Below are 25,566 nucleotides of genomic sequence, written 5' to 3'. Positions count from 1 at the left end.
ACTCTCCTCCCTACTCGCGGGGCCTACCCGCGGGTAGGGACACCTGGGGCGGCCGCGCCGCCCCAGGATCGCGCCGACACCGTTCGGCCACGGAGCAGGAGGCACCGCATGCCCCAGGCCAGTACCGCACCCCGGACCCGCTGGACCAACTGGGCCGGCAACCAGGCAGCCCACCCCGCCAAGGTGGTCACGCCCGGCACGGTGGAGGAGCTGGCCAAGGAGATCACCCGGGCCGCGGGACAGGGGCACACCGTCAAGGCGGTCGGCTCCGGCCACTCCTTCACCGCGATCGCCTCGGCCGAGGGCGGCGTCCTGGTCCGCCCGTACGCCATGACCGCCGTCCGCGGCATCGACCGCGAGGCCGGAACGGTCACCGTCGAGGCGGGCCTGCCGCTCGCCCGGCTCAACCGCCTGCTGGCCGCGGCCGGGCTCTCGCTCACCAACATGGGCGACATCGAGGTGCAGACCGTCGCCGGCGCGACCAGTACCGGCACCCACGGCACCGGCCGGGACTCCGGCTCGCTCGCCGCCCAGATCCGGGCCCTGGAGATCGTCCTCGCCGACGGCAGCGTCCGGCACTGCTCCCCCACCGAGGACCCCCGGCTCTTCCACGGCGCCCGGCTCGGCCTCGGCGCCCTCGGCGTGATCACCGCGGTGACCCTCGCCGTCGAACCGGCCTTCCTGCTCACCGCCCACGAGCAGCCGATGCGCTTCGACGAGGTGCTCGACCGGCTAGACGACCTCACCGCGGTGAACGAGCACTTCGAGTTCTACTGGTTCCCGCACACCGACCGCTGCTCCACCAAGCGCAACAACCGCAGCCAGGGGCCGGCCACCCCGCTGCCCCGGTTCAAGGGGTGGCTGGAGGACGACTTCCTCTCCAACACGGTCTGGGAGGGCGCCTGCCGGGTCGGCCGGCGCTTCCCCCGCAGCGTCCCGACCATCGCCTCGCTGGCCAGCCGCGCCTGGTCGGACCGCAGCTACACCGACACCGCCCACAAGGTGTTCACCAGCCCGCGCAAGGTCCGCTTCACCGAGATGGAGTACGCGGTGCCGCGCGAGGCGCTCGGCGGGGTGCTGCGCGAGCTCAGGGCCCTGATCGAACGCTCCGACTGGCGGATCAGCTTCCCGGTCGAGGTCCGGTTCGCCCCCGCCGACGATCTCTGGCTCTCCACCGCGAGTGGCCGGGACACCGCCTACATCGCCGTCCACCTCTACCGGGGCACCGCCGAGCAGGGCTACTTCACCGAGGTGGAGAAGCTGATGACCGCCCACCGGGGCCGCCCGCACTGGGGCAAGCTGCACACCCGGGACGCCGGGTACCTCGCCGAGGTCTACCCGCACTTCGCCGACTTCACCGCGCTGCGTGACGAGGTCGACCCGCGGCGCGTCTTCGGCAACGACTATCTGCGGCGGGTGCTGGGCGCCTGACCGGCGGCGCCCCCGATCTGCGCCACCCCCGGCCGACCGGGCCCCGGCCGGCGCGGGCCTACCGGCCGGCGGCCGATCCGGTCGGGGCGGCGGCCGCCGGGGAGGCCCCGGCCGGCGCGCCGCTCGGGGCGGGCGGCTGCGGGGCCGTCGTCCCGGCCGGCTCCGAGGCCGGGCCGGCCGGCGTGGACGGCGCGCCCGACGGACCGGCGGACGATCCGGCGGACGGCTCCGCGGACGACGTCCCGCTCGGGCCCGCCGAGGGCGAGGCCTTGCCACTGCCGCCCGCGTCCGGGCTCCCGCCCGGGGCGGCCGGCTCCGAGGCCGCGCCGCCCTTGCCCGCCGACGGCGAGGGCGAGGCGCCGCCCGCGCCCTGCGACGGAAGGCCCGACGGCCCGGTCGAGGGCTCACCCGCCGGCGGGGCCGACGGCTTGGGGGCGACCGTGCCGCCCAACGAGGTGCCGCTGCCCGACTCCCCCTTCACCGTGGCCGACACCGGCTGCCCGGTCGCCAGCTCGAAGGCGAGTATCGGCGTCATCGCCAGCACGAAGACCAGCGCGGACATCGCCGCGTACGACTTCCAGGTCCACCGCCGACGCGCCCGGACCACCTGCGGCTCGTTCCACTCCGCGGAGACCGCCACCGGTACCGGCGGGCCGGAATCCGGCTCCTGGCGCAGCCCGTTCACCGCCGGCCCGGGACCGGTGCGGTCCACCGCCTCGCGCAGCTGCTCACCGGTGCGCCGGAAGATGTGCTGGAACACCGCGCCGCCGGTGGTGGCGCCGACACTGACCACCGCCGCACCCAGAATGGTTCCGTAGACGCCGAGTTCGGAGGCGAGCAGCGCCCCCACCACGGTGGCCAGCGCACTCGCCGCGACCTGAGCCACACTCAGATCAATTCGCCTGCGACCTTCCTTGCCGCCCTCCTCGGCGGGCTTCTGCTCCGGCATCGACATCCCTCGGTCAGTACGACTGGTCTTCGAACAAGTCACTCCATCTTGCCCAAAGAAGGACACAAGGGTCGAAAATGCGGTTCTGTGCGGGAGATATATGTGAAGATGATCACCGTGCATCGGCCGGTCGTCGGCCATTGGGGGTGCGCGCTCTTGAGATTCCCGTGAATCGCGGGAGACTTGAGCGGCGAGCCGCCCCTCTGGATGCCACGAATGGAGTACTGTTCGTAAAGCCTGAGCCTTGGGTCGACTTGTCGACTGCCTATCAAGCGGCAGATTGACAAAGAGCCACGGCGCAGGCACGCACGGCGACGCCCGTCCCGGATCGTCACGTCACTGCGCGTGCGAGGACGGCCGGGACACCCAGGAGCGACGTCGACGGATGACGTGGCAAAAAGGCAACCGTGCCACAGCGGTGTGACCGGGCGTAAGCCCGACACGCCGGGGAACTCAGCAAGGTTGTGGCCAGTCGCGAGCGGGCAGGCCACACTCAGTACGGGAGCAGCGACGCAGGTGACGTCGGCAGGCACCACCCGGGAGGTAACCGTGCCCGAACTGCGGGTTGTGGCCGTCAGCAACGACGGCACACGGCTGGTGCTCAAGGCCGCCGACAGCACGGAGTACACCCTCCCCATCGACGAGCGGCTGCGCGCCGCCATCCGTGGTGACCGTCCGCGCCTCGGCCAGATCGAGATCGAGGTCGAGAGCCACCTCCGCCCCCGGGACATCCAGGCGCGGATACGAGCCGGTGCCTCCGCCGAGGAGGTCGCGCAGGCGGCCGGCATCTCCGTCGACCGGGTCCGCCGCTTCGAGGGGCCGGTGCTCGCGGAGCGCGCCTTCATGGCCGAGCGGGCCCGCAAGACCGCGATCCGCCGCCACGGCGAGTCCTCCGGACCGCAGTTGGGCGAGGCGGTCGCCGAGCGGCTCGCGCTGCGCGGCGCCGAGAAGGACACCGAGCGCTGGGACTCCTGGCGGCGCGACGACGGCACCTGGGAGGTCATCCTCTCCTACCGGGCCGACGGCGAGGGCCGCAGCGCGTCCTGGACGTACGACCCGCCGCGCCGCCTGGTCCAGCCGAACGACGACGAGGCCCGTGCGCTGATCGGCGAGAACGTCGAGCGCGAGGAGGAGTCGGTCTTCCCGTTCATCCCGCGGATCGCCCGGCTCCCCCAGGACCGGCCGCCGCGCCCGATGATCGACCGGCCCTCGGCCGACCGCATCATGTCCTCCCGCGAGGTGCGGGAGTCCCGTGAGGCCACCGCCGAGTCCCGCGACTCGCTGACCAGCCTGCTCGACGTCGTCCCCGCCTTCCGGGGGGACCTCGCGGTCGGCCCCGCCCCGATCGAACCGGCGCTGCCCGCCGAGGTCGCCGAGGAGACGGAGGAGCCCGCCGCCGCCGCGCCCGCGGTCGGCGCCGGCTCGGCGTACGCGGACATCCTGATGCCGCGTGCCGTCGCCCCGCACCGGGAGCGGCTGGTCGGTACGACCGACCGGCAGGCCGAGGCGGACGGTGTCCGGCCCGGGCGGCGGGCCACCGTGCCCAGCTGGGACGAGATCGTCTTCGGCAGCCGGCGCAAGAAGCAGGAGTAGGACCAGGAGTAGGCCCGGCGGCGTTCGCGCCGAAGGGTGTCGGAGAGAGGGGTGGGCGGCCGGTTCGGCCGCCCACCCCTCTCTCCGTTCCTCGTCCGCCGGCCGCCCGAGGTCAGCCCGGCTGCTCGGTGACCGCCACCGGGCGGCTCCCGTCGCTCGACCACTCGCTCCACGAGCCCGGGTACAGCGCGGCCGGCAGCCCGGCCACTGCCAGGGCGAGGATCTGATGGGCCGCCGTCACCCCCGAACCGCAGTACACCGCCGTCTCCCGCTCGCCCGCGCCCAGCGCGCGGAACCGCTCGGCCAGTTCGGCGGCCGGCCGGAACCGGCCGTCCGGGCCGACGTTCTCGGTGGTCGGCGCGGACAGCGCCCCCGGGACGTGCCCGGCCCGCGGGTCGATCGGCTCGGTCTCACCGCGGTAGCGCTCCCCCGCCCGCGCGTCCAGCAGCAGACCGGTCCGGGCCAACGCGGCCGCGCCGTCCCCGTCGACCGTCGGCAACTGCCCGGGTACCGGCTTGAAGTCGCCCGGCTCCGGCGCGTCGACCTCGGTGGTCACCGGCAGCCCGGCCGCCTGCCACGCGGCGAACCCGCCGTCCAGCACCCGCACGTCCGGGTGACCGGCCCAGCGCAGCAACCACCAGGCGCGGGCCGCGGCCAGCGAGGTCGCACCGTCGTACACCACCACCGGGCGGTCGGCGCGGACCCCGAGCCCGCGCAGCGCGGCCCCGAACTCCTCCGGGTCGGGCAGCGGGTGCCGGCCACCGCGACCGGGCGGCCCGGCCGGTGCGGCGAGTTCGGTGTCCAGCGCGACGAAGTGCGCGCCGGGCAGATGGCCCGCCGTGTAGTCCTCGATGCCCGGCGGGCCGCCGAGCTGCCAGCGCACGTCGAGCAGCACCGGCGGGCGCTCCGAGGCGAGCGCCTCCCGCAGGCCGGCCACCGAAACCAGCGGAGAGTCATCGTGAGAGGTCGTCATGGCGGTCATTCTCGCGCAGCACCACCAACTCGACGCTCTTTGTGCGGTCTTTGCCGGACTTTCCGCGCGGCCCGAGGGTTCGACGCGCGCCAGGGTGGAACCATCACCCTCACGTGCGCAGCTCCGTGCGCCGACCGCCCCGTGAGGAGGCCCGCATGCCCGCGGTGACACTCCGGCTGGCCCAGGGCACGCCGTGCTGGGTCAGCCTGATGACCGACGACCTGGCCGGCGCCCGCGCGTTCTACGGCGAGCTGCTCGACTGGACGTACACCCCCGGCCCCACCGAACTCGGCGCCTACGTCCGGGCCGAGTCCGGCGGCGCGCCGGTGGCCGGCCTCGGCGTCTCGGCGGTGCCCGGCTTCCCGGTGCAGTGGACCACCTACTTCGCGGTGGACAGCGCCGACCGGACCACCCAACTGGTGCGCGAGTGCGGCGGAACGGTGGCGGTCGGACCGCTCCAGGCCGAGCGGGCCGGCCGGCTGGCGATCGCGGCCGACGTCTCCGGCGCGGTCTTCGGCCTCTGGCAGGGCGAGGAGCACCTCGGCCGCGAGGCCGGCCCGGAGCCCGGCGGACCGGCCTGGGCCGAACTGCTCACGCCGGACGAGGAAGGCGCCGCGGTCTTCTACGGCGCGGTGCTCGGCCGGCCGGTGGCACCCGCCGGCGCCGAGTCCGCGCTACTGGTGGACGGCCGGCCGGTGGCGGGCATCCGGCGCGGCGCCGAGTTGCGCGGCCACCCGCCGCGCTGGCGGGTCCACTTCGCCGTCCAGGACGTCGAACTGACGGCACGTCGCGCGGTCGCGCTGGGTGGCCGGGTGCTGGTGGAGCCGCACGACAGCGGGCGCGGCCCGGTGGCGCGGCTGGCGGACCCGCAGGGCGGGCACTTCTCGGTGCTGCGGGCGGGGCTCCGGTAGGAGCGGGTCAGGCCTGCTGTTCCTCGAAGGGCAGCACGTCCGGGGAGAGCACCGAGACACGGGCGGTGGCGGCGGTCAGCCGACGACGGTGGTGGCGGCGGCAGAGCACCTCGTAACCGACCTCGTCCTCGCGCACCGAGATGTCGCCGATCACGACCTGGGCACCCTCGACCACCATCACGCCGCCCACCGTACGGGCGTTGTGGGTGGCCCGCGCGCCGCACCAGCAGAGGGCCTCGACCTGGAGGACCTCGACCCGGTCGGCCAGCTCGATCAGCCGCTGGGAGCCGGGGAACAGCCGGGTGCGGAAGTCGGTGGTGATGCCGAAGGTGAAGACGTCGATGCCGAGTTCGTCCACCACCCGGGCCAGCTGGTCGACCTGCTCGGCGGCGAAGAACTGGGCCTCGTCGCAGATCAGGTAGTCCACCCGGCCGCCGGCCGAGAGCCGGTGCACGACGTGGGCGTGGAAGTCGAAGGCGTCCGTCACCTCGACCGCCTCGGTCCGCAGGCCGAGCCGACTGGAGACGGTGGCCGCGCCGGCCCGGTCGTTGCGGGTGAGGATGATCCCCTGCCGGCCGCGGGCGGCGTGGTTGTGGTCCATCTGAAGCGCGAGCGTCGACTTCCCGCAGTCCATCGTGCCCGAGAAGAACACCAGTTCAGCCATGGGTGGTGCAAAGGCCTTTCACATCGGGGAGGTTCACGCGCGGACTTCGAGCAGGGGCACGAACTGCTCGACCGGGGTCATCGAGCCGTGCAGCCCGATCATCGCGGACTCGCCCGGCTCGTTGCGGGAGGCGATCACGGCGATGTCGTCCCGCGCCGCGGCGACCACGTCGCCGATCCGCTGATAGACCCGCTCGTCCACCGAGGGGCCGAACCAGCCGGCGGCGATCGCCTCGTCCCGGGTGGCGACCCACATCCGGTCGCCCAGCACCTCGCTCCAGACCGTGTACACGTCGGCGGCCGCGCCGGGCACCGCGTACACGTGCCGGGCCCGGCCCTCGCCGCCGAGCAGGGCGACGCCCGCGCCGAGCTCCCAGTCCTCGTCGAAGTCGATCCGGTCCTCCGGCGCGATGTCGATCATGCCGTGGTCGGCGGTGACGTACATCGCCGAGCGCGGCGGCAGCTGCTCGGCCAGGCGCCGGGCGAGGCGGTCCACCGCGTCCAGCGTCATCCGCCAGTCGTCGGAGTCCACCCCGAACCGGTGGCCCGCACCGTCCAGCTCGCTCACATAGGTGTAGACCAGGGCGCGGTCGTGCTCGGCCAGCCAGCGGGCGGCCTGGTCCATCCGCTCCTCGCCGGTGGTGCGGCCGAGGAAGCTGCCGCCGGAGAGCGCCACCCGGGTCAGCGGGGTCTGGGCGAACAGCGGCGAGGAGACCTGGGCGGTCGCCACCCCGGCGGCGTGCGTCTGCTCGAACACCGTCGGGTACGGCTGCCAGGTACGCGGGTCGACCGGCGGCTGCCAGCGCAGCTGGTTCATCAGGTGGCCGGCGCCCGGCACCGCCACCGTGTAACCGGCCAGACCGTGCAGACCGGGCGGGGTCCCGGTGCCCACCGAGGCCAGCGAGGTGGCGGTGGTGGAGGGGAAACCGGCGGTCAGCGGACGGCCGGTGCCACCGAGCGAGCTGCCGGTCAGCGAGGAGAGGAACGGCGCGTACTCGGGGTGGCTCAGCAGCAACTCCCAGCCGAGTCCGTCGACCAGGAACACCACCACCCGGTCGGCCGGTGCGAGCGGCAGCGTGGCGGTGAAGCCGGGTACGCCGAGCCCCGCCGCCACCGAGGGCAGCAGATCACAGAGCGAACCGGCGCCGTACAGGGGCGCCGGGGCGGTGGCGGGGGCGAGGATCTCGAAGGCGTCGTGGCCGTCGGGTGCGAAGAACATCGTGGTGAGGCTGGCTTCCTGGCTTCCGGTGCGTCCGCTCAGACCCGCGGGGCGTTGCTGATCGTGGCGTCGGAGAGGGCACGGGCGAACACCAGGGCCTGGGCGACCGTCTCCGGGCCGTCACCCGCCTCACTGACCCGCAGTGACAGGTCGTCAGCGGTGGCCGAGCCGGTGTAGCCGTGATCGGCCTCGCAGTTCGGGTCCGAGCAGCCGGCCGGCTCGAGGTCCAGTCGCTGCACGGCACCCCAGCCGATCGTGAGCACGACCTCGCGCGGCAACGTGCCGGGAGTGTAGGTCTCCGGGTTGGCGACCATCCGGCTCACCACGACCGAGCCGATCCGGTCGAGCCGGACGCTCTCGGTGGAGGTGGTCGCGTAGGGCACCGCGGGGCCGGCCTCGCCGCCGGACTGCTCGTCGGTGTGGCTCACCACGAAGCGGGTCGGGGTCAGCACCAGCACCGTGACGTGCCGGCGCACCTCGTTGGCGTCGAAGGTGGTCTCCTGGTGCACCAGGTAGGAGCTGATCGGCTCGGGACCCACCGCGGACTCGACCGCCTCGGACACCAGGGCCGGGTAGTAGCCGCTGCGCTCGATCGCCGAGCGCAGGTCCTGAGTGGTGGTGGTACCGGTCTTCGCCATAACTCCATCCTGGCATGGTCCGCCGACGAAGCGGGCGGCGCGGCGCCGAGCTTCCGGACAACAGCGCCCCCGGGCAGGGCGCAACCAAGGAAGGTTACAGCGTGCTCATCGCGCGCGGGCCCAGATCGCTGCGGACGGGCAGGGGCGCGATCCGCACCCGCGCCCCCAGGATCGCCAGTCCGTGCGGGGCCACGACCACGGGTTCGAGGTCCACCGAGGCGACCTCCGGCAGGTCGTCGACCAGCCGCGACACCCTCAGCAGCAGTTCCTCCAGCGCGGCGGTGTCCACCGCCTCGGCACCCCGCCAGCCGAACAGCAACGGCGCCGCCCGGACCTCGCGAATCAGTCCGGCGACGTCCTGGTCGGTGGCGGGAACCAGACGGTGGGCGACGTCACCGAGCAGTTCGGCGGGGGCGCCGGCCAGACCGAAGGAGAGGATCGCGCCCACCGCCGGGTCGACGGTGGCGCCGATCACGGTGTCGACGCCGCGCGGGGCCAGGCGCTGCACGACCAGCTCGGCCTGGGCGGCTCCGCCGAGCAGCGCGTCCAGCTCCTGGTGGGCACGGCGCAGCCCCGGTTCACCGGTCAGGTCGAGACGGACACTGCCGAGGTCGGGGCGGTGCCGCAGGTGCGGGGCGGTCGCCTTGAGCGCCACCGGATAGCCGAGCGTCGCGGCGGCGCGGACGGCGGACTCCTCGTCGGGCGCGGGCAGGGTCGGGGAGACGTCGATGCCGTAGCGGGCGAGCAGTGCGGTGGTGTCGGTCTCCGGCAGCGTGATCCGCGCACCGCCGGGCTGGGTGCGGGCGGCGATCGCGGTGCGGGTGCTGAGCGCGGCCTCGACCAGGCCGCGGGCGCCGCCCTCGTCGACCCGGTCCAGCTCCGGCACCCGGGCGGTCTCCTCGGCCTCGGCCGTCCGGCGGCGCCACTGGGCGTAGTGGACGGCGTGCGCGAGGGCCCGGACGGCCCGCTCCGGCGCGGGGTAGGCGGGGATGCCCCCCGGGCGCAGCCTGGTCGGCAGATCGGTCAGCGCCAAGTGGGCGAGCATCAGCGGCTTGCCCAACTCCCGTGCGCGTCCGCCCGCTTCGAGCAGGGCGGCGGCGATCTCGGGGTCGTCGGAGCCCATCTCCGGGTCGTCCGGGCCGGTCAACCGGCCACCCATGAAGGCGTGCGCCGAGGTGCCGATGGGCGGGATCGCGACCGCGATCACCGCGTCCACGGCCGGGTCGTCGAGTGCCACGTCCAGGGCGATCCGGAAGTTCTCGCCGGTGGCGGCGGTGGTGAGGTCGACGGGGGTGCGGGGGCGCAGGCCGGCACTGAGGCAGGCGTCGTGGGTGAGCAGGCCGAGCGAGTCGGAGTTGCCGACCACGGCGATCCGGTCGCCCGGCGGCAGCGGCTGGAGGGCGAGCAGTTCCCCGGTGTCGTACAGCTCGGTGATGGTCTCCACCCTGGTGACACCGGCCTGCTCGAAGAGGGCGTCGACGGTGGCGTCGCGCAGCCCGCTGGCGGTGACCGGGACGGCGTGGCCGGGCGGCAGGCTGCCGGTGTGGCGGGCGCCCTTGACCACCACGATCGGCTTGACGGCGGCGAGCCGGCGGGCGATCCGGGTGAACTTGCGGGGGTTGCCGAAGGACTCCAGGTAGAGCAGCACCACGTCGGTGGCCGGGTCCTCCGCCCAGTACTGGAGGAAGTCGTTGCCCGAGACGTCGGAGCGGTTGCCGACCGACGCGAAGGAGGAGACACCGAGGCCGCGGCGGTGGGCGGCCTCCAGCAGGGCGACACCGATCGCGCCGGACTGGCAGAAGATGCCGAAGCCGCCGCGGCGCGGCAGCACGGGGGCGAGCGAGGCGTTCAGCGGGAGTTCGGGATCGGTGTTGATCAGGCCGAAGGCGTTCGGGCCGATCACCCGCATACCGGCCGCACGGGCCTGGCGGACCAGCGCGCGCTGGCGGTCGCGGCCCTCCGGGCCGGTCTCGGCGTACCCGGCGGTGACCACCACCAGGCCCTGCACACCGTGCGCCCCGCAGTCGGCGACCGCGGCGGGGACGGCGGCCGCCGGGACGGCGATCACGGCGAGGTCCACCGGGCCGGGGATCTCCAGGACCGAGCGGTGCACGGGGACGCCGTCCAGCTCGGTCCCGGGCGGGGCGTTGCGGTTCACCGCGTAGACCCGGCGGTCGTCACCGCGGGGCAGTCCGCCGAGCAGGTCACGCAGGATCGCCCGGCCGACGGTCTGCGGGTGGCGCGAGACGCCGAGCACCGCGACCGAGCGCGGGGTGAGCAGCCGCTGGACGGAGCGCGCCTCGGCGCGGTGCTCGCGCGCCCGCATCACGGCGAGCGAGGCGGCGGTCGGCTCCAGGTCGAACTCCAGGTGGACCACGCCGTCCGCGAAACTGCGGTGCTGGGTGTAGCCGGCGTCGGTGAAGACCTTCACCATCTTGCGGTTCTCCGGCAGCACCTCGGCCTGGAAGCGGCGGATGCCGCGCTCCTGGGCCACCGCGGCGATGTGCTCCAGCAGGGCGGAGGCGACCCCGCGGCCCTGGTGGGCGTCCTGCACCAGGAACGCCACCTCGGCGTCGGTCCCGGTCTCGGAGGGGCGGCCGTCGGCGTCGATCCGGTCGTAGCGGACGGTGGCGATGAAGTGGTCGCGGACCACCACGGCGAGGCCGACCCGGTTCACGAAGTCGTGGTGGGTGAAGCGGCGGACGTCCTTGTCGGAGAGCCGCGGGTAGGGCGCGAAGAAGCGGAAGTACTTGGACTGCTCCGAGACCTGCTCGTAGAACTCGACCAGCCGGCCGGCGTCGGCGGGCGTGATCGGCCGGATCCGGGCCGTGCCGCCGTCACGCAGCAGGATGTCGGCCTCCCAGTGCTGCGGGTAGTCCGCGTCCTGGTCCTGCCGACGCTGCGGAGCCGGCCGGTTCTGCGGGTCCTGCGGGTTCTGCTCGGGGTGCGGTACCGCGGAGTCGTCCACATTCGTCAGGTTATCCGGCGGCGAGCCGAATGGCGCCGGACGTGTCCTCGCGGGAGGGTGGACACGGCCACTGGCCGGGGGTTATGCCCCCGAAAGAAACAATCACAAGTCCCGAACGCGGCGGCTCGAAGGGGTTGCCTGCGTGCAACACTGGTCTAGACAACATGGCCGCACCCCCCTATCTCGGCCATGACCAGCTTCACCGGAAAGGCACGTCTCATGGCTGAGCGCCGCGTCACCATCGGTTGGGCCGAGGGCCTGCACGCCCGTCCCGCCTCCGTCTTCGTCCGGGCCGTCACGGCCACCGGCGTGCCGATCACCATCGCCAAGCCCGGCGGCAACCCGATCAACGCCGCCTCCATGCTCGGCCTGCTCGGCCTCGGCGCCCAGGGCGGCGAGGAGGTCATCCTCGCGTCCGACGCCGAGGGCGCCGACGAGGCCCTGGACCGCCTCGCGAAGCTGGTCCAGGAGGGCCTCGACGAGCTCCCGGCCGCCGCCTGAGCGACGTCACGGGAAGGGGGGCACCGCCACGGCGGTGCCCCCCTTCCGCATGACCGGGGTGTCCCGGAGCCGGCGCGTCAGCCCTTGACGCAGACGACCTGCTTCAGGTGGGCCACGACCTCGACGAGGTCCCGCTGCTGGGCGATGACCTTCTCGATCGGCTTGTACGCGCCCGGGATCTCGTCCACCACGCCGCTGTCCTTGCGGCACTCCACGCCCTTGGTCTGCTCGACCAGGTCCTGCGTGGTGAACCGCTTCTTCGCGGCGTTGCGGCTCATCTTCCGGCCCGCGCCGTGCGAGGCCGAGTTGAACGCCGCCTCGTTGCCGAGACCGCGGACGATGTAGGAACCGGTGCCCATCGAGCCCGGGATGATGCCGAAGTCACCGGCACCCGCCCTGATCGCGCCCTTGCGGGTCACCAGCAGGTCGACACCGTCGTACCGCTCCTCCGCCACGTAGTTGTGGTGGCAGCTGATGACCTGGTCGAATCCGACCTTCGCCTTGGGGAATTCACGGCGGACGACGTCCTGGAAGAGCGCCATCATCACCGCGCGGTTCTTCTTGGCGTACTCCTGCGCCCAGAAGAGGTCCTCGCGGTAGGCGGCCATCTGCGGGGTGTCGGCGATGAAGACGGCGAGGTCGTGGTCGACCAGCCCCTGGTTGTGCGGCAGGGAGCGCGCGACACCCATGTGGTGCTCCGCCAGCTCCTTGCCGATGTTCCGGGAACCGGAGTGCAGCATCAGCCACACCATTCCAGTGCTATCGACACACAGTTCGATGAAATGATTTCCGCCGCCGAGCGTCGCCATCTGCTGCATGGCCCGCTCGCGCCGCCACTTGACCTCGTGGGCCACGCCGTCGAAGCGCTGCCAGAAGTCGTCCCAGCCCGCCGTGGCGAAGCCGTGCAGCTTGGTCGGATCGACCGGGTCGGTGTGCAGGCCGCGGCCGACCGGGATGGCCTGCTCGATCTTGGAGCGCAGCCGCGAGAGGTCGTCGGGCAGGTCCTTGGCGGTGAGCGAGGTCTTGACCGCGCTCATCCCGCAGCCGATGTCGACGCCCACCGCCGCCGGGCAGACGGCGCCCTTCATGGCGATCACGGAGCCGACCGTGGCGCCCTTGCCCAGGTGGACGTCGGGCATCACGGCGAGGCCGTGCAGCCAGGGCAGCGAGCTGATGTTGCGCAGCTGCTGCATGGCCTGGCCCTCGACGGCGGCCGGGTCGGTCCACATCCGGATCGGAACGCGGATACCGGGTACCTCGGTGTACGACATGGTGGAACGACCTCCAAAGGTCGGCTGAATCAAGCCTAGGTGGGGTGCCGCGCGAAGAGTCCCGGTGCGGCTCGGGGAAGTCCTGGGGGTGGGGCTCAGACGCCCCGGGCACAGAGGGAGGACGGCCTTGGGGAGCGTCGAATGGTTCGCTCGACCCGCATGGTGACCGCCTCCTCTCGTACGTGTGTGCCGTGTGCCGGGGAATATCTACCCACGCAGCGTCCGGGGCCCGCAAGGGAATTAAACGAAAGGGCCCGGCGGAGCGGAGTGCTCCACCGGGCCCTGTCCGTCGAGGCGGTCAGGCGGTGACCACGGTGACCTCGCCGATGCCCAGCTCGCGCACCGGGTCGGCGATCGTGGCGGCGTCGCCGACCAGGACGATGACCAGGCGGTCCGACGGGAAGGCCGCGACGACGGCCTCCGTCGCGGCGGCCGTCGGCAGCTCGGCGAGCTTGCGGTAGACCTCGGCCTGGTAGTCGTCCGGCAGGTCCTGCTCGACCTGGTCGGCCAGGGTGCCGGCGACCGAACCCGCGGTCTCGTACTTGAGCGGGGCCACCCCGACCAGGAACTGCACGGCCTCGTCACGCTCGGCGTCGGTGAGGCCCTCGGCGGCGAGGGTGCGCAGGATGGTCCAGGTGTCGGCGAGCGCCGGGGCGGTGGACGCGGTGTCCACCGAGCCGCTGATCGCGATCAGCGCGCGGCCGGAGCCGTCGGCCGCGGAGCGCAGCGGCTGGGCGAAGGCCCGGACGCCGTAGGTATAGCCCTTCTCCTCGCGCAGGACGCGGTCCAGTCGGGAGGTGAGGGTGCCGCCGAGGCAGTAGGTGCCGAGGATCTGGGCGGCCCAGGCGGGGTCGTGGCGGTCCGGGCCGATCCGGCCGATCAGCAGCTGGGTCTGGACCGAGCCCGGCCGGTCGACGATGACCACGCGGCCGGTGTCGTCGGCGGTGACCGGGGCGTGGACGGTGGGCGCGGCGGTGGTGCCGGTCCAGACGCCGAGGGTGGACTCCAGGAGCGCGGGCAGGTCGGTGCCGGTGAGGTCGCCGACCACCACGACGGTGGTCGTGGCGGGGCGGACGTGGGCGTCGTAGAAGGCCTTGACGGCGGCCCGGTCGATCGACTTGACCGTCTCGGGGGTGCCGCCGCGGGGGCGGGAGAGGCGGTCGGCGGCGTCGAAGAGCTCGGCGTAGAGGGCCTTGGCGGCGCGGCGGGCCGGGTTGGCCTGCTCGTGGACGAGCTCGTCGAGCCGGTTGGCGACCAGGCGCTCGATCTCGTCCTCGGGGAGTGCGGGCGCGCGCAGCGCGTCGGCGAGCAGGCCGAGGCCGCGCTGGAGCCGGGAGGCGGGCACCTCCAGGGAGACCCGGAGGCCGGGGTGGTCGGCGTGGGCGTCGAGGGTGGCGCCGGCGCGCTCCAGCTCGGCGGCGAACTCCTCGGCGGTGAGGGTGTCGGTGCCCTCGTTGAACGCGCGGGCGAGGATGTTGGCGATGCCGTCCAGGCCCTCGGGCTCGGCGGCGAGCGGGACGTCGAGCTGGACCTCGACGGCGACGAGCTGCTGGCCGGGGCGGTGGCAGTGCAGGACGGTGATGCCGTTGCCGAGGGCGGCGCGCTCGGGGGCGGGGAACGCCCACGGGGTGGCGGTGCCGGGCTCGGGCTGGGGGTGGAAGGTCATGGCGGGGACGTAGTCGGTGCTCATGCGGCAGCGCCCTCCTCTTCGGTGGCGTCGGTGGCGGTCTCGTCGGCGTCGGTGTCGTCGGCGGTGGTGGGCTCGTAGACCAGGACGGCCCGGTTCCGCGGGTGCAGTCGGGCCTGGGCGACGGCCTGCACCTCCTCGGCGGTGACGTCGAGCACCTTGGACAGGGCACTGCCCAGCAGCTTCGGGTCCCCGAACAGGACGGCGTAGCGGCAGAGTTCGTCGGCACGGCCGGAGACGGTGGTGAGCCGGTCGAGCCACTCGCGCTCGATCTGGGCCTGGGCGCGCTCCAGTTCGGCGGCGGTGGGGCCTTCGGCGGCGAACCGGGCGAGCTCCTCGTCGACGGCGGCGTCGATCTGCTCGATGGTGGCGTCGCCGGAGGTCTTGACGTCGAGCCAGCCGAGACTGGGGGCACCGGCGAGGCGGAGCAGGCCGAAGCCGGCGGCGACGGCGGTGCGGTCGCGGCGGACGAGGCGGTTGTAGAGGCGGCTGGACTCGCCGCTGCCGAGGATGGTGAGGGCCAGGTCGGCGGCGTCGGCCTCGCGGGTGCCGTCGTGCGGGAGGCGGTAGGCGGCCATCAGGGCGCGGGACGGGACGTCCTCGCGGATGTGCTCGCGGATCTCCCGGCCGAAGGTCTCGGGCAGGGTGCCGTCGCGCGGGGGCTGCTTGCCGTCGTGGCCGGGGATGGAGCCGAAGTACTTCTCGACCCAGGCGATGGTCTGCTCGGGGTCGATGTCGCCGACGACGGAGAGGACGGCGTTGTTCGGCGCGTAGTAGGTGCCGAAGAACGCCCGGGCGTCCGCCAGGGTGGCGGCGTCGAGGTCGGCCATGGAGCCGATCGGGGTGTGGTGGTACGGGTGGCCGTCCGGGAAGGAGAGCGCGGTGAGCTTCTCGAAGGCGGTGCCGTAGGGGACGTTGTCGTAGCGCTGGCGGCGCTCGTTCTTGACGACGTCGCGCTGGTTCTCCATGGACGTCTCGTCCAGGGCGGCGAGCAGCGAGCCCATCCGGTCGGCCTCCAGCCAGAGGGCGAGCTCCAGCTGGTGGGCGGGCATGGTCTCGAAGTAGTTGGTGCGCTCGAAGCTGGTGGTGCCGTTGAGCGAGCCGCCGGCGCCCTGGACGAGCTCGAAGTGGCCGTTGTTCGAGACGTTGGCCGAGCCCTGGAACATGAGGTGCTCGAACAGGTGGGCCAGACCGGTGCGGCCCTTCACCTCGTGGCGGGAGCCCACGTCGTACCAGAGGCAGACGGCGGCGACCGGGGTGAGGTGGTCCTCGGAGAGGACGACGCGCAGGCCGTTGGCCAGGCGGTGCTCGGTGATGGCGATGGCAGCGCCAGTTCCTCCGGTGGAGGCGGATGCGGGGGCCGGGTTGGCCATGCGCTCGGGTCCTTCCCGTCGTCGATGTCGGGGGTTCATGTGGCGTCCCCCATTGTGGTGCAACGCGGGGAGGGCTCGGATGTGTCCGCGCGGACCGGGCGTTCGCCAGGGGCGGAAGAGGGGCGCTGGCTTGGAGTGTCGGCGCGAGGGTCCACAATGGGGGCGCTGAGCCCTGTTGACGACAGCCGACGAGGACAGCACACGACGGCAGACGCAGACGACGACTGACGCAAGCGAGACGTAAGGGAGCCCCGCCGCGATGGCCCGCCGCAGTTCGCAGACCCCGCCGCCCGGAGATTTCGAGGAGCGGATCCTCGATGTCGACGTCGTGGACGAGATGCAGGGCTCCTTCCTGGAGTACGCCTACTCGGTGATCTACTCGCGTGCGCTGCCCGACGCGCGGGACGGCCTGAAGCCGGTGCACCGGCGGATCCTGTACCAGGCCAATGAGATGGGCCTGCGGCCGGACCGCGCGCACGTGAAGTGCGCCCGGGTGGTGGGCGAGGTGATGGGCCGGCTGCACCCGCACGGTGACGCGTCGATCTACGACTCGGTCGTCCGGATGGCGCAGCCGTTCTCGATGCGGTTGCCGCTGATCGACGGGCACGGGAACTTCGGTTCGCTGGGCAACGACGACCCGCCGGCCGCGATGCGCTACACCGAGTCGCGGTTGACGGCGGCGTCGATGGCGATGGTCGAGTCGATCCACGAGGACACGGTCGACTTCGGGCCGAACTACGACGGCAGCGAGCAGGAGCCGCTGGCGCTGCCGGCCGCGTTCCCGAACCTGCTGGTGAACGGCGCGACGGGGATCGCGGTCGGGATGGCGACCAACATGCCCCCGCACAACCTGTCCGAGGTGGTGGCGGCGGCCCGGCACCTGATCAAGCACCCGAACGCGGACCTGGACACGCTGATGCGGTTCGTGCCCGGGCCGGATCTGCCGACGGGCGGCCGGATCGTCGGCCTGTCGGGCATCCGGGACGCGTACGAGTCGGGCCGCGGCACCTTCAAGATCCGTGCGACGACCACGATCGAGAGCGTGACGGCCCGCCGCAAGGGCATCGTGGTCACCGAGCTGCCGTACAACGTCGGCCCGGAGAAGGTGATCTCGAAGATCAAGGACCTGGTCAACGCGAAGAAGCTGCAGGGCATCGCGGACGTCAAGGACCTCACCGACCGCGAGCACGGGCTGCGGCTGGTGATCGAGGTGAAGAACGGCTTCGTGCCGGAGGCGCTGCTGGAGCAGCTCTACAAGTTGACGCCGATGGAGGAGACCTTCGGCATCAACAACGTGGCACTGGTGGACGGCCAGCCGCTGACGCTGGGTCTGAAGGAGCTGCTGGAGGTCTACGTCGACCACCGCTTCGAGGTGGTCCGCCGGCGCAGCGAGTTCCGCCGGCGCAAGCGCCAGGAGCGGCTGCACCTGGTCGAGGGCCTGCTGGTGGCGCTGGTCGACATCGACGAGGTCATCGCGATCATCCGGTCGAGCGACAACGCGGCGCGGGCGAAGGAGCGCCTGATGGAGCGCTTCTCGCTCTCCGAGACGCAGACCGCGTACATCCTCGACACGCCGCTGCGCCGGCTCACCCGGTTCGACCGGGTGGAGCTGGAGGAGGAGCAGGCGAAGCTCGCCTCCGAGATCGCGGAGCTGACCGACATCCTGGAGTCGGACACCCGGCTGCGCGGCGTGGTGTCGGGTGAACTGGGCGCGGTGTCGAAGCAGTTCGGTACCGAGCGGCGGACGGTGCTGCTGGAGGCGGGCGCCGCCCCGTCGGCGGCGTTGTCCGTTCCGTTGGAGGTGGCGGACGACCCGTGCCGGGTGCTGCTCTCCTCGACGGGCCTGCTGGCACGGACGGCCGACGGCGAGCCGTTCGAGGTGTCGGAGAAGCGGGCCAAGCACGATGTGATCGTCTCGGCGGTGCCGGCGACGGCGCGCGCGGACATCGGTGTGGTGACGTCGGCCGGCCGGGTGCTGCGGCTGCCGGTGATCGATCTGCCGGCGCTGCCGCCGACGCCGTCGCCGACGCTGGCGGGCGGCGCCGCGGTGGGCGAGTTCCTGCGGCTGGAGACGGGCGAACGGGCGCTGGCGCTGACCACGCTGGACGAGTCCTCGCCGGGCCTGGCGCTGGGCACGGTGCAGGGCGTGGTGAAGCGGGTGGTGCCGGAGTGGCCGGCGAACAAGGACGAGTTCGAGGTGATCGCCCTCAAGGAGGGTGACGAGCTGGTCGGCGCGGTCGAACTGCGCACCGGCGAGGAGGACTTGGTCTTCATCGCCTCCGACGCCCAGCTGCTGCGCTACCCGGCGGGCCAGGTCCGTCCGCAGGGCCGCCCGGCCGGCGGTATGGCGGGGATCAAGCTCTCGGACGGTGCCCGGGTGCTCTCCTTCACCGCCGTGGATCCGGCCGTGGACGCGGTGGTGGTCTCGGTGGCCGGCGCCTCGGGCACGCTGACCGGTGAGGACCAGGCCTCCTGGAAGGTCACCCCGTTCGAGCAGTACCCGCGCAAGGGCCGGGCCACCGGTGGCGTCCGCTGTCAGCGGTTCCTGCGCGGCGAGGAGGCACTGTCCTTCGCCTGGGCGGGCGCCGCGCCCGCCCGTGCCGCCACCACGAAGGGGGCCCCGGTGGACCTGCCGGAGCGCGACCCGCGCCGGGACGGTTCGGGCACGCCGGTGACGGCGCCGATCGGTGTGGTGGCCGGCCCGGTGTAGCGGGCGGCGGCCTCAGGTCGTGGGAGGGGTACCGGCATCCGGTGCCCCTCCTTCGCGTGGGGGCCGGCTGTCCCGACGGTCACGGCGGTGGCGCCCCGGTCCCGGTCCCCGCGCGGCCGGAGCAGGGGCCAAGTGGGGCCAAGACGGCGGTCACGGAAGGGGCCAAGGGTAGCCTTGCCTGCGTGAGCACCTGTGCGACGCTGTCGCGTGAACTGTCGGAGCCGCTGGCCGCCACGGCGGCCACCGCCACCACCTGGCTGCTGGTCGAGCAGACCGGCCCGTGGGGGGCGAAGGCGCTCGCGGAGAGCCATCTGGACGCCGCGGTGGGGCGGGCGCTGGAGGCGGCCGCCGCCGGGACGGGCGTGCGGGTGGCGCTGATCCGGCGGCCGGGCCGGCACGCCGACTGCCTGACGACGGCGCGGCACGAGGTGTTCGTCGCGCACACCGTGCCGGGCCGCGGCTGGGTGCGCCGGGCGGACGTCGCCGATCCGGCGGAGCTGCTCGGGCTGGACTTCGGGGCGCTCGGGGCGGGCGAGCACGGCGGGTACGGCGTGGAGCACGTCGGCGGGCCGGTGGCCCTGGTGTGCACCAACGGCCGGCGGGACCGCTGCTGCGCGCTGCTCGGCCGGCCGCTGGCGGCCCAGCTGGCCGCGGCCGGGCACAGCGAGGTGTGGGAGGTGACGCACCTGGGCGGGCACCGCTTCTCCCCCACCATGCTGGTGCTGCCGTACGGCTTCGCGTACGGGCGGCTGACGGCGGAGAGCGCCAAGGAGGTGCTGGCGGCGACGGCGGCCGGGCACATGGTGCCGGAGTGGTCGCGGGGCTGCTCGGGGTGGGAACGCCCCGGCCAGGCGGCCGACCACGCGGTGCGGGTGGCCACCGGCGAGACCGAGGTGGACGCGCTGACCCTGACCCAGCGGTCGGCCGGCCCGGGGCGCTGGCTGGTGACCGTGCGACACCGGGACGGCCGGGCCTGGGAGGTGGACGTCGTCGAGGGCGCGAGCGAGCCGGCCCGCCCGGAGAGCTGCGGCAAGGCGGCGGGCACGCCGTCGCGGATGGACGTGACGGCGCTCCGGGAGCTGTCGGTCCGGGAGCAGTGACGGCCCCGCGCCCGTGGGGGTGGGCGCGGGACCGTCGGCGAGGGGTCGGTTCGTGAGGGCGGGGCCCCCGGCGCGGGCCCCACGGCCTCACGGACGCGGGCCCCACCGGCGAGGGGTCAGCCCGTGGCGGCCTTGTCGACGAACTCCGTGGTGTAGGTCCGGGCGAGGTCGATGGAGCCCTCCTTGCCCTTGACGTCCGGGTGGAAGGCGGCGAGCACCGCGAGGACGGTCTTCGGTCCGTCGGCGGGCATCACGCCGTCCGTGGTGAACATCGGCAGGGTCGCCTTGATCGCCGCCGCGTACTGCTCGGCGCCGCCCTGCGCGTAGTCGGCGGGCATCTTCGCCGCGATCTCCTCGGGGCTGTGGCCGGCCATCCACTTCAGTGTCCTGACGAAGGCATTGGCGAGTTTCTGGGTGGTGTCCTTGTTCTTCTCCACCCAGTCGGAGTTCATGTAGAGCGAGGACGAGGGGTAGAGCCCGCCGAGTGCGGCACGCGAGCCCTCGGGGGTGCGCATGTCGTAGAGGATCTTGCCGAGGCCCTTGTCGAGGATGTTGGCCACGGTCGGGTCCGTGGTCATGCCGGCGTCGATGCTGCCCTGCTGGAGCGCGGCGATGAAGGTCTGGCCGGCGCCGACCGCGATCGGGCTGAACTCGCTCACCGCGGTGCCGTTCTTGACGGCGAGGTACTTGGTGAGGAAGTCCGTGGAGGAGCCGATGCTGGTGACGCCGAGCTTCTTGCCCTTGAAGTCGGCACCGGAGGTGATGGCGTCGGCCTGCTTGGTGGAGACGATCTCGACCTCCCCCGGTGCCAGCGAGAACTGCACCACCGACTCGACGTTCTTGCCCTTGGCCTGGAGGTCGATGGTGTGGTCGTAGAAGCCGACCGCGCCCTGGACGTCCCCGGCGAGCAGCGCGGTGGTGGCGTTGACACCGGCCGGCTCGCTCATCAGCTCGACGTTGACGCCGGCGTCGGCGAAGAAGCCGAGGCGCTGGGTGAGCATGGCGGGCAGGTAGATGACCTTGTCCAGGCCGCCGACCATGATCTTGACCTTGGGCCCGTCGACCTTCTGCCCGGCCGGGGCGGCCCCGCTGTGGGACACCGAGGCGGCGTCGTTGGCACAGGCGGCGAGCGGGAACAGCAGGACGGTGGCGAGGGCGGCGGCGACTCTGCCGGTCGGGTTCGAGCGCATGGGTGGGGGTGCCTCTCTGCTACGGAACGGGGTGGGGGTCAGCGGCCGTCGCCGGAGTCGGCGGGCTTCCAGCGGAACAGCTTCTTCTCGGCGAAGGTCAGCAACCCCTCGGTGAACAGCGCGACGACGGCGAGGATGGTCATCGCGGCGTACACGCCGGCCGCGTTGAAGGTGCCCTGGGCGGCGGCGACCAGCAGGCCGAGGCCCTTGGTCGCGCCGATGTACTCGCCGACGATGGCGCCGATCAGCGCGAAGCCGAAGCTGACGTGGAGGCTGGTGAAGATCCAGGTGGTGGCGGCGGGAATGACCACCTGAAGGGTGACCCGGCGGTTGTTGGCGCCCAGGATGCGGGCGTTGGCCACCAGGTTGCGGTCGACCTCGCGGGCGCCCTGGAAGGCGTTGAAGAAGACCGGGAAGAACACCAGCACCACCGCCGAGGCCACCTTGGAGGCCGGGCCGAGACCGAACCAGATCAGGAAGATCGGAGCCAGCACGATCCTCGGGATCGCGTTCAGCACCTTGATGTAGGGCCCGAACACATCGGCCAGGAAGCGGATCCGGCCGAGCGCGATGCCCAGCAGCACACCGCCGGTGACACCGATCACCCAGCCGGTGAGGGCCTCGTAGAGGGTGTAGCCGATCTGCTCGCCCAGTGAGCCCTGGGCGGTGCCGTGGGTGATCCACTGCCAGATCTGCGCCCAGATCTTCGACGGCTGGGAGAAGTTGAACGGGTCGACGACGTTCGTCCGGGCGCACAGCTCCCAGAGCCCGAGGAAGGCCACGAGCACCGCGATCCGGGCCCCGAAGATGCCCAACCTGCGCTTGCGGGCCGCCCGTTCACGGGCTTCGGTCCTGGTAGCGGTGACCACCGGGGGCTTTCCGGCAACGGCCGGCACGGTCTCAAGCGGCACGACCCGCTCCTCTCTCCCGGGTGATGCGCACCTCTTCGCCGAGCGAAGCCCAGATCTCGCGGTACAACTCGACGAACCTCGGCTCCAGTCGGACGGCCTCCACGGTGCGCGGGCGGGGCAGGTCGACGGTGAAGATCTCCTTGACGGTGGCCGGACCGGCCGTCATCACCACGACCCGGTCGGCCAGCGCGATCGCCTCGTCCAGGTCGTGGGTCACGAAGACGACGGACGAGCCGGTGCCGGCCCACAGCTCCAGCAACTGGTCGGACATCAGGGCGCGGGTCTGAACGTCCAGCGCCGAGAACGGCTCGTCCATCAGCAGGATGCCGGGGTCGTTGACGAAGGTCTGGGCGAGCGCGACGCGCTTGCGCATACCGCCGGACAGCTGGTGCGGGTAGCGGTCCTCGAAGGCGTCGAGGCCCACCCGGGCCAGCCAGTCGCGGGCCCGCTCCCGGGCCTCGGCGGCCGGAACACCGCGAAAGCGCGGGCCGGCCGTGACGTTCGACAGCACGGTGCGCCAGGGGAAGACGGCGTCCTGCTGGAACACGAAGCCGACCTTCGGGTCGATCCCGTCGACCGGCTCGCCGTACACCCGGACCTCGCCCTCGGTGGGCTCCTCCAAGCCGCTGACCAGGGTCAGCGTGGTGGACTTGCCGCAGCCGGTGGGGCCGACCACGGCGACGAACTCGCCCTGCGCGACGGTCAGGTCAAGATCGCGAACGGCGGTGTGCAGGGCGCCGGACGGAGTGCGGAACCGCTTGGTGGCGCCGGTCAACTCGATCGCCGGGGCCGGCGCCGGCCCGGTCGCCGGGGTTGTGCTCATGGGACCTCCCGGGTTTCTTCTGTGCTTGCCCCGGGAGGCTAGGAGCGGCGGGGGCGGCAGCGGGAGGCTTCTCGGCGAACTGCGGGTTCTCCGCCTTGAGGGGTGTTCTGCTCGTTTTGCTTCCGCTACAACAGCGGGGGCACGGCTGACAGAAACACCTCGGAAACATAGGGTGTGCCGACCACTGCCCCGTCCCCGCCCGGTTCCACCAGGTCCGCCCCGGTCCGCCCCGCCCCCGAGAGGAGGCCCGGATGAAGCACCCCCACTGGCCCCGCCGGGTCTTCGCCCAGCTGCTGCTGAGCCAGACCGTGGTGACCGTCGGCGTCACCGTCGTCACCGCCGGCCTGTTCCTGGCCCCGGTCAGCTCCGAGCTGGACCACGACGCGATGCAGCGCGCGCTGTCGATCGCCCAGGCCACCGCCAGCGACGAGGTGATCGCCCGGGCCGCCGAGGCCCGCGACACCGCCACCGCGCAGCGCAACGCCGAGCAGATCCGCACCGCCACCGGCGCCAGCTTCGTCGTGGTCACCGACCTGGACGGCATCCGGCTCTCGCACACCGACCCGGGCCGGATCGGCCAGCGGGTCTCCACCGACCCCGAGCCGGCCCTCAGCGGGCGCAGCGTGACCGCCATCCAGGAGGGCACCCTGGGGCGCACCGCGCGCGGCAAGGTACCGCTGCGGGTCGCGGGCGGGCGCATCGTCGGCGAGGTCTCGGTCGGCATCAGCGACGACTCGATCCGGCGGCGGCTGCTGAAGATGCTCACCGGCATCCTGCTCTGCGCCGGCGCCGGCCTGGCCGCGGGCACCGTCGCCACGCTGGTGCTGGCCCGGCGGCTGAAGCGGCGCACCCACAACATCGCGCTGGCCGACATCGCGGCACTGCTGGTGGAGCGGGAGGCGATGCTGCACGGGATCCGCGAGGGCATGGTGGCCCTGGACGAGCGGGGCCGGATCCGGCTGGCCAACGACGAGGCGGCGCGGCTGCTCGGCCTGCCCGAGGACTGCCCCGGCCGGGCGATCGACGAGGTGCTGCCGCCGGGCCGGCTGGCCGACGTGCTGGCCGGGCGGATCTCCGGGACGGATCTGCCGGCCGTCCGGGACGACCGGGTGCTGGTGGTGAACCGGATGGCGACGGCCGAGGGCGGCGCGGTGGTGACCCTGCGCGACCGCACCGAGCTGGAGTCCCTGGTCCGCGAACTCGACACCACCCGCAGTCTCACCGAGGCCCTGCGGGCCCAGGACCACGAGCACGCCAACCGGATGCACACCGTGCTCGGGCTGCTGGAGCTCGGCCGCCACGCACAGGCGGTGGAGTTCATCTCCGAGCAGTCGGGTTCGCACGCGGCGGTCGCGGCCCGGATCGCCGAACAGGTGCAGGACCCGCACGTCGCGGCGCTGCTGGCCGGCAAGACGGCGGTGGCGGGCGAGCGCGGCGTCCGGCTGGAGGTCGCCCCGGCGGCGCATCTGCCGGACGCGGTGGTGGACGCCCGGACGCTGGTCACCGTGCTCGGCAACCTGATCGACAACGCCGTGGACGCGGTGGCACCGGGCGGCGGTCAGGTCGCGGTGACCCTGGTGGCGGCCGGCTCCACCCTGCTGGTCGAGGTCGCGGACAGCGGCCCGGGCGTACCGGCGGGCCTGCGCGAGCGGGTCTTCGAGGAGGGCTGGACCAGCAAGGACGCGCCCGCGCACCGGCCGCGCGGGCTGGGGCTGGCGATGGTGCGGCGGCTGGTCGAACGGACCGGCGGCCGGATCGTGCTCGACGCCGGGCCGCTCGGCGGCGCCCGGTTCACCGTCGAGCTGCCCGAGGCCCTGCACGGCGAGGCCCCCGCTCCGCCCGCCGCCGTGTCGGCGACCGCCGCACCGCCCGTCGCACCGCTCGTGGAGGCCTGATGATCGACGTACTCGTGGTGGACGACGACTTCCGGGTCGCCGACGTGCACGCCGCCTACGTGGCCAAGGTGCCCGGCTTCCGGGTCACCGGCACCGCGCACTCGGCCGGTGAGGCACTGGCCGCGCTGGAGCGCCGCCCGGTGGACCTCCTGCTGCTCGACCACCATCTGCCGGACGAGACCGGTCTCGCCCTGGTGCGACGGCTGCGCGAACGGCAGGTGGCCTGCGACGTGATGATGGTGACGGCCGCCCGGGACGTCTCCACGGTGCACGCCGCGATGCAGCACGGCGCCCTGCAGTACCTGGTCAAGCCGTTCACCTTCGCCGGGCTGCGGGAGAAGCTGGTCGCGTACGCGCAGCTGCGGCACGCGCTGGCCGGACCGGCCGCCCGCGAGGCCGGCCAGGACGAGGTGGACCGGCTCTTCGCCACCCTGCGCAGCACGGCGGCCCCGGCGGTCGCCCTGCCCAAGGGCCACTCGGCGCCCACCACGGACCTGGTGCTCGGGGTGCTCCGGCGCGCGGGGCGGCCGCTCTCCGCCCAGGAGGTCGCGGAGGCCACCGGTCTGAGCCGCTCGACCGCGCAGCGCTACCTGAAGCAGCTGGAGCGGGACAGCCGGCTGCGGCTCACCCTGCGCTACGGCGACACCGGGCGGCCCGAACACCGCTACGTACTGGCCGTCCGCGCCTGACGGAGCCCCGCCCCGGGCGCGGGCGGGTCCGGGGCGGGGCTCCGCCGGCGGTCCCCGGCGGGCAGCACGGA

20 protein-coding genes are annotated in these 25,566 nt (G+C 73.2%); 8 read left to right on the top strand and 12 right to left on the bottom strand.

The genetic code is table 11. The features are described from left to right. Positions 1-108: 108 nt before the first annotated feature. Positions 109-1,431: a D-arabinono-1,4-lactone oxidase gene (locus ACIQTO_RS29560; protein WP_402394256.1), complete on the top strand. Its 1,323-nt coding sequence runs from the start codon at positions 109-111 to the stop codon at positions 1,429-1,431. Positions 1,432-1,489: 58 nt separating this feature from the next. Here the strand turns inward: ACIQTO_RS29560 and ACIQTO_RS29555 are convergent, their stop codons facing one another. Beyond that, positions 1,490-2,380, bottom strand: a complete 891-nt coding sequence (locus ACIQTO_RS29555) for a hypothetical protein (protein ID WP_402394253.1) — start codon at positions 2,378-2,380, stop codon at positions 1,490-1,492. 516 nt (positions 2,381-2,896) lie between these two features. On the opposite strand from ACIQTO_RS29555, the gene sepH reads away from it, so the two are divergent. Continuing rightward, positions 2,897-3,973 carry a septation protein SepH gene (sepH, locus tag ACIQTO_RS29550; RefSeq protein ID WP_402394250.1) on the top strand — a complete coding sequence of 359 codons (1,077 nt, stop codon included), beginning with the start codon at positions 2,897-2,899 and terminating at the stop codon, positions 3,971-3,973. A gap of 112 nt (positions 3,974-4,085) precedes the next feature. Here the strand turns inward: sepH and ACIQTO_RS29545 are convergent, their stop codons facing one another. After that, the gene (locus ACIQTO_RS29545; protein WP_402394247.1) at positions 4,086-4,946 is read right to left on the bottom strand and encodes a sulfurtransferase; all 861 of its coding nucleotides are present in this window, start codon (positions 4,944-4,946) and stop codon (positions 4,086-4,088) included. A 155-nt stretch (positions 4,947-5,101) separates the two neighbouring features. Here ACIQTO_RS29545 and ACIQTO_RS29540 point away from each other — a divergent pair, with 155 nt between their 5' ends. After that, on the top strand, positions 5,102-5,857 hold the full coding sequence (locus tag ACIQTO_RS29540) for a VOC family protein (RefSeq protein ID WP_402394245.1): 756 nt from the start codon (positions 5,102-5,104) through the stop codon (positions 5,855-5,857). A 7-nt stretch (positions 5,858-5,864) separates the two neighbouring features. Here ACIQTO_RS29540 and ACIQTO_RS29535 read toward each other — a convergent pair whose 3' ends face one another. The 4 genes from ACIQTO_RS29535 to ACIQTO_RS29520 form a co-directional block, all read right to left on the bottom strand. Continuing rightward, on the bottom strand, positions 5,865-6,521 hold the full coding sequence (locus tag ACIQTO_RS29535) for a thymidine kinase (protein ID WP_402394243.1): 657 nt from the start codon (positions 6,519-6,521) through the stop codon (positions 5,865-5,867). 33 nt (positions 6,522-6,554) lie between these two features. Then, positions 6,555-7,739: an alkaline phosphatase family protein gene (locus tag ACIQTO_RS29530; RefSeq protein WP_402394240.1), complete on the bottom strand. Its 1,185-nt coding sequence runs from the start codon at positions 7,737-7,739 to the stop codon at positions 6,555-6,557. A gap of 38 nt (positions 7,740-7,777) precedes the next feature. Then, positions 7,778-8,377, bottom strand: a complete 600-nt coding sequence (locus ACIQTO_RS29525) for a DUF5998 family protein (RefSeq protein WP_380575346.1) — start codon at positions 8,375-8,377, stop codon at positions 7,778-7,780. Positions 8,378-8,471: 94 nt separating this feature from the next. Continuing rightward, entirely contained in the window at positions 8,472-11,228 is a 2,757-nt protein-coding gene (locus tag ACIQTO_RS29520; RefSeq protein ID WP_402394295.1) for a GNAT family N-acetyltransferase, read from the bottom strand. A 336-nt stretch (positions 11,229-11,564) separates the two neighbouring features. Here ACIQTO_RS29520 and ACIQTO_RS29515 point away from each other — a divergent pair, with 336 nt between their 5' ends. After that, positions 11,565-11,846, top strand: a complete 282-nt coding sequence (locus ACIQTO_RS29515; RefSeq protein ID WP_380575344.1) for an HPr family phosphocarrier protein — start codon at positions 11,565-11,567, stop codon at positions 11,844-11,846. Positions 11,847-11,923: 77 nt separating this feature from the next. On the opposite strand, the gene ACIQTO_RS29510 is transcribed toward ACIQTO_RS29515, so the two are convergent. From ACIQTO_RS29510 to ACIQTO_RS29500, 3 genes are all read right to left on the bottom strand, one after another. Continuing rightward, positions 11,924-13,117: an RtcB family protein gene (locus ACIQTO_RS29510; protein WP_402394237.1), complete on the bottom strand. Its 1,194-nt coding sequence runs from the start codon at positions 13,115-13,117 to the stop codon at positions 11,924-11,926. 298 nt (positions 13,118-13,415) lie between these two features. Then, positions 13,416-14,807: a M16 family metallopeptidase gene (locus ACIQTO_RS29505; protein ID WP_402394234.1), complete on the bottom strand. Its 1,392-nt coding sequence runs from the start codon at positions 14,805-14,807 to the stop codon at positions 13,416-13,418. Further along, positions 14,804-16,177 (bottom strand): M16 family metallopeptidase, encoded by a 1,374-nt coding sequence (locus ACIQTO_RS29500; protein WP_402394231.1) that lies wholly within the window; start codon positions 16,175-16,177, stop codon positions 14,804-14,806. Before ACIQTO_RS29500 ends, ACIQTO_RS29505 begins: the two co-directional genes overlap by 4 nt. A 259-nt stretch (positions 16,178-16,436) precedes the next feature. Here ACIQTO_RS29500 and ACIQTO_RS29495 point away from each other — a divergent pair, with 259 nt between their 5' ends. Then, positions 16,437-18,887, top strand: coding sequence for a DNA topoisomerase (ATP-hydrolyzing) subunit A (locus ACIQTO_RS29495; protein WP_402394229.1), 2,451 nt, complete (start codon positions 16,437-16,439; stop codon positions 18,885-18,887). A 182-nt stretch (positions 18,888-19,069) separates the two neighbouring features. Beyond that, the gene (locus tag ACIQTO_RS29490; RefSeq protein ID WP_402394226.1) at positions 19,070-19,987 is read left to right on the top strand and encodes a sucrase ferredoxin; all 918 of its coding nucleotides are present in this window, start codon (positions 19,070-19,072) and stop codon (positions 19,985-19,987) included. Between the two features lie 116 nt (positions 19,988-20,103). Here the strand turns inward: ACIQTO_RS29490 and ACIQTO_RS29485 are convergent, their stop codons facing one another. From ACIQTO_RS29485 to ACIQTO_RS29475, 3 genes are read right to left on the bottom strand one after another with little or no spacing between them, the layout of a single operon-like run. Next, positions 20,104-21,177, bottom strand: coding sequence for an ABC transporter substrate-binding protein (locus tag ACIQTO_RS29485; RefSeq protein WP_402394223.1), 1,074 nt, complete (start codon positions 21,175-21,177; stop codon positions 20,104-20,106). Between the two features lie 38 nt (positions 21,178-21,215). Beyond that, positions 21,216-22,073: an ABC transporter permease gene (locus ACIQTO_RS29480; protein ID WP_402394292.1), complete on the bottom strand. Its 858-nt coding sequence runs from the start codon at positions 22,071-22,073 to the stop codon at positions 21,216-21,218. Between the two features lie 4 nt (positions 22,074-22,077). Then, a complete protein-coding gene (locus tag ACIQTO_RS29475) occupies positions 22,078-22,911 on the bottom strand; it encodes an ABC transporter ATP-binding protein (protein WP_380575333.1) in 834 nt (277 codons plus the stop codon). 251 nt (positions 22,912-23,162) lie between these two features. Here ACIQTO_RS29475 and ACIQTO_RS29470 point away from each other — a divergent pair, with 251 nt between their 5' ends. Next, positions 23,163-24,806 carry an ATP-binding protein gene (locus tag ACIQTO_RS29470; protein WP_402394220.1) on the top strand — a complete coding sequence of 548 codons (1,644 nt, stop codon included), beginning with the start codon at positions 23,163-23,165 and terminating at the stop codon, positions 24,804-24,806. Beyond that, entirely contained in the window at positions 24,806-25,495 is a 690-nt protein-coding gene (locus ACIQTO_RS29465) for a response regulator (RefSeq protein ID WP_402394218.1), read from the top strand. Before ACIQTO_RS29470 ends, ACIQTO_RS29465 begins: the two co-directional genes overlap by 1 nt. Positions 25,496-25,566: the final 71 nt, after the last annotated feature.

Source organism: Kitasatospora sp. NPDC091207 (assembly GCF_044768625.1).
Taxonomy (GTDB): domain Bacteria; phylum Actinomycetota; class Actinomycetes; order Streptomycetales; family Streptomycetaceae; genus Kitasatospora.
The sequence above is the reverse complement of the archived record's forward strand: the minus strand, read 5'-3'. Positions and strand labels throughout refer to the sequence as shown.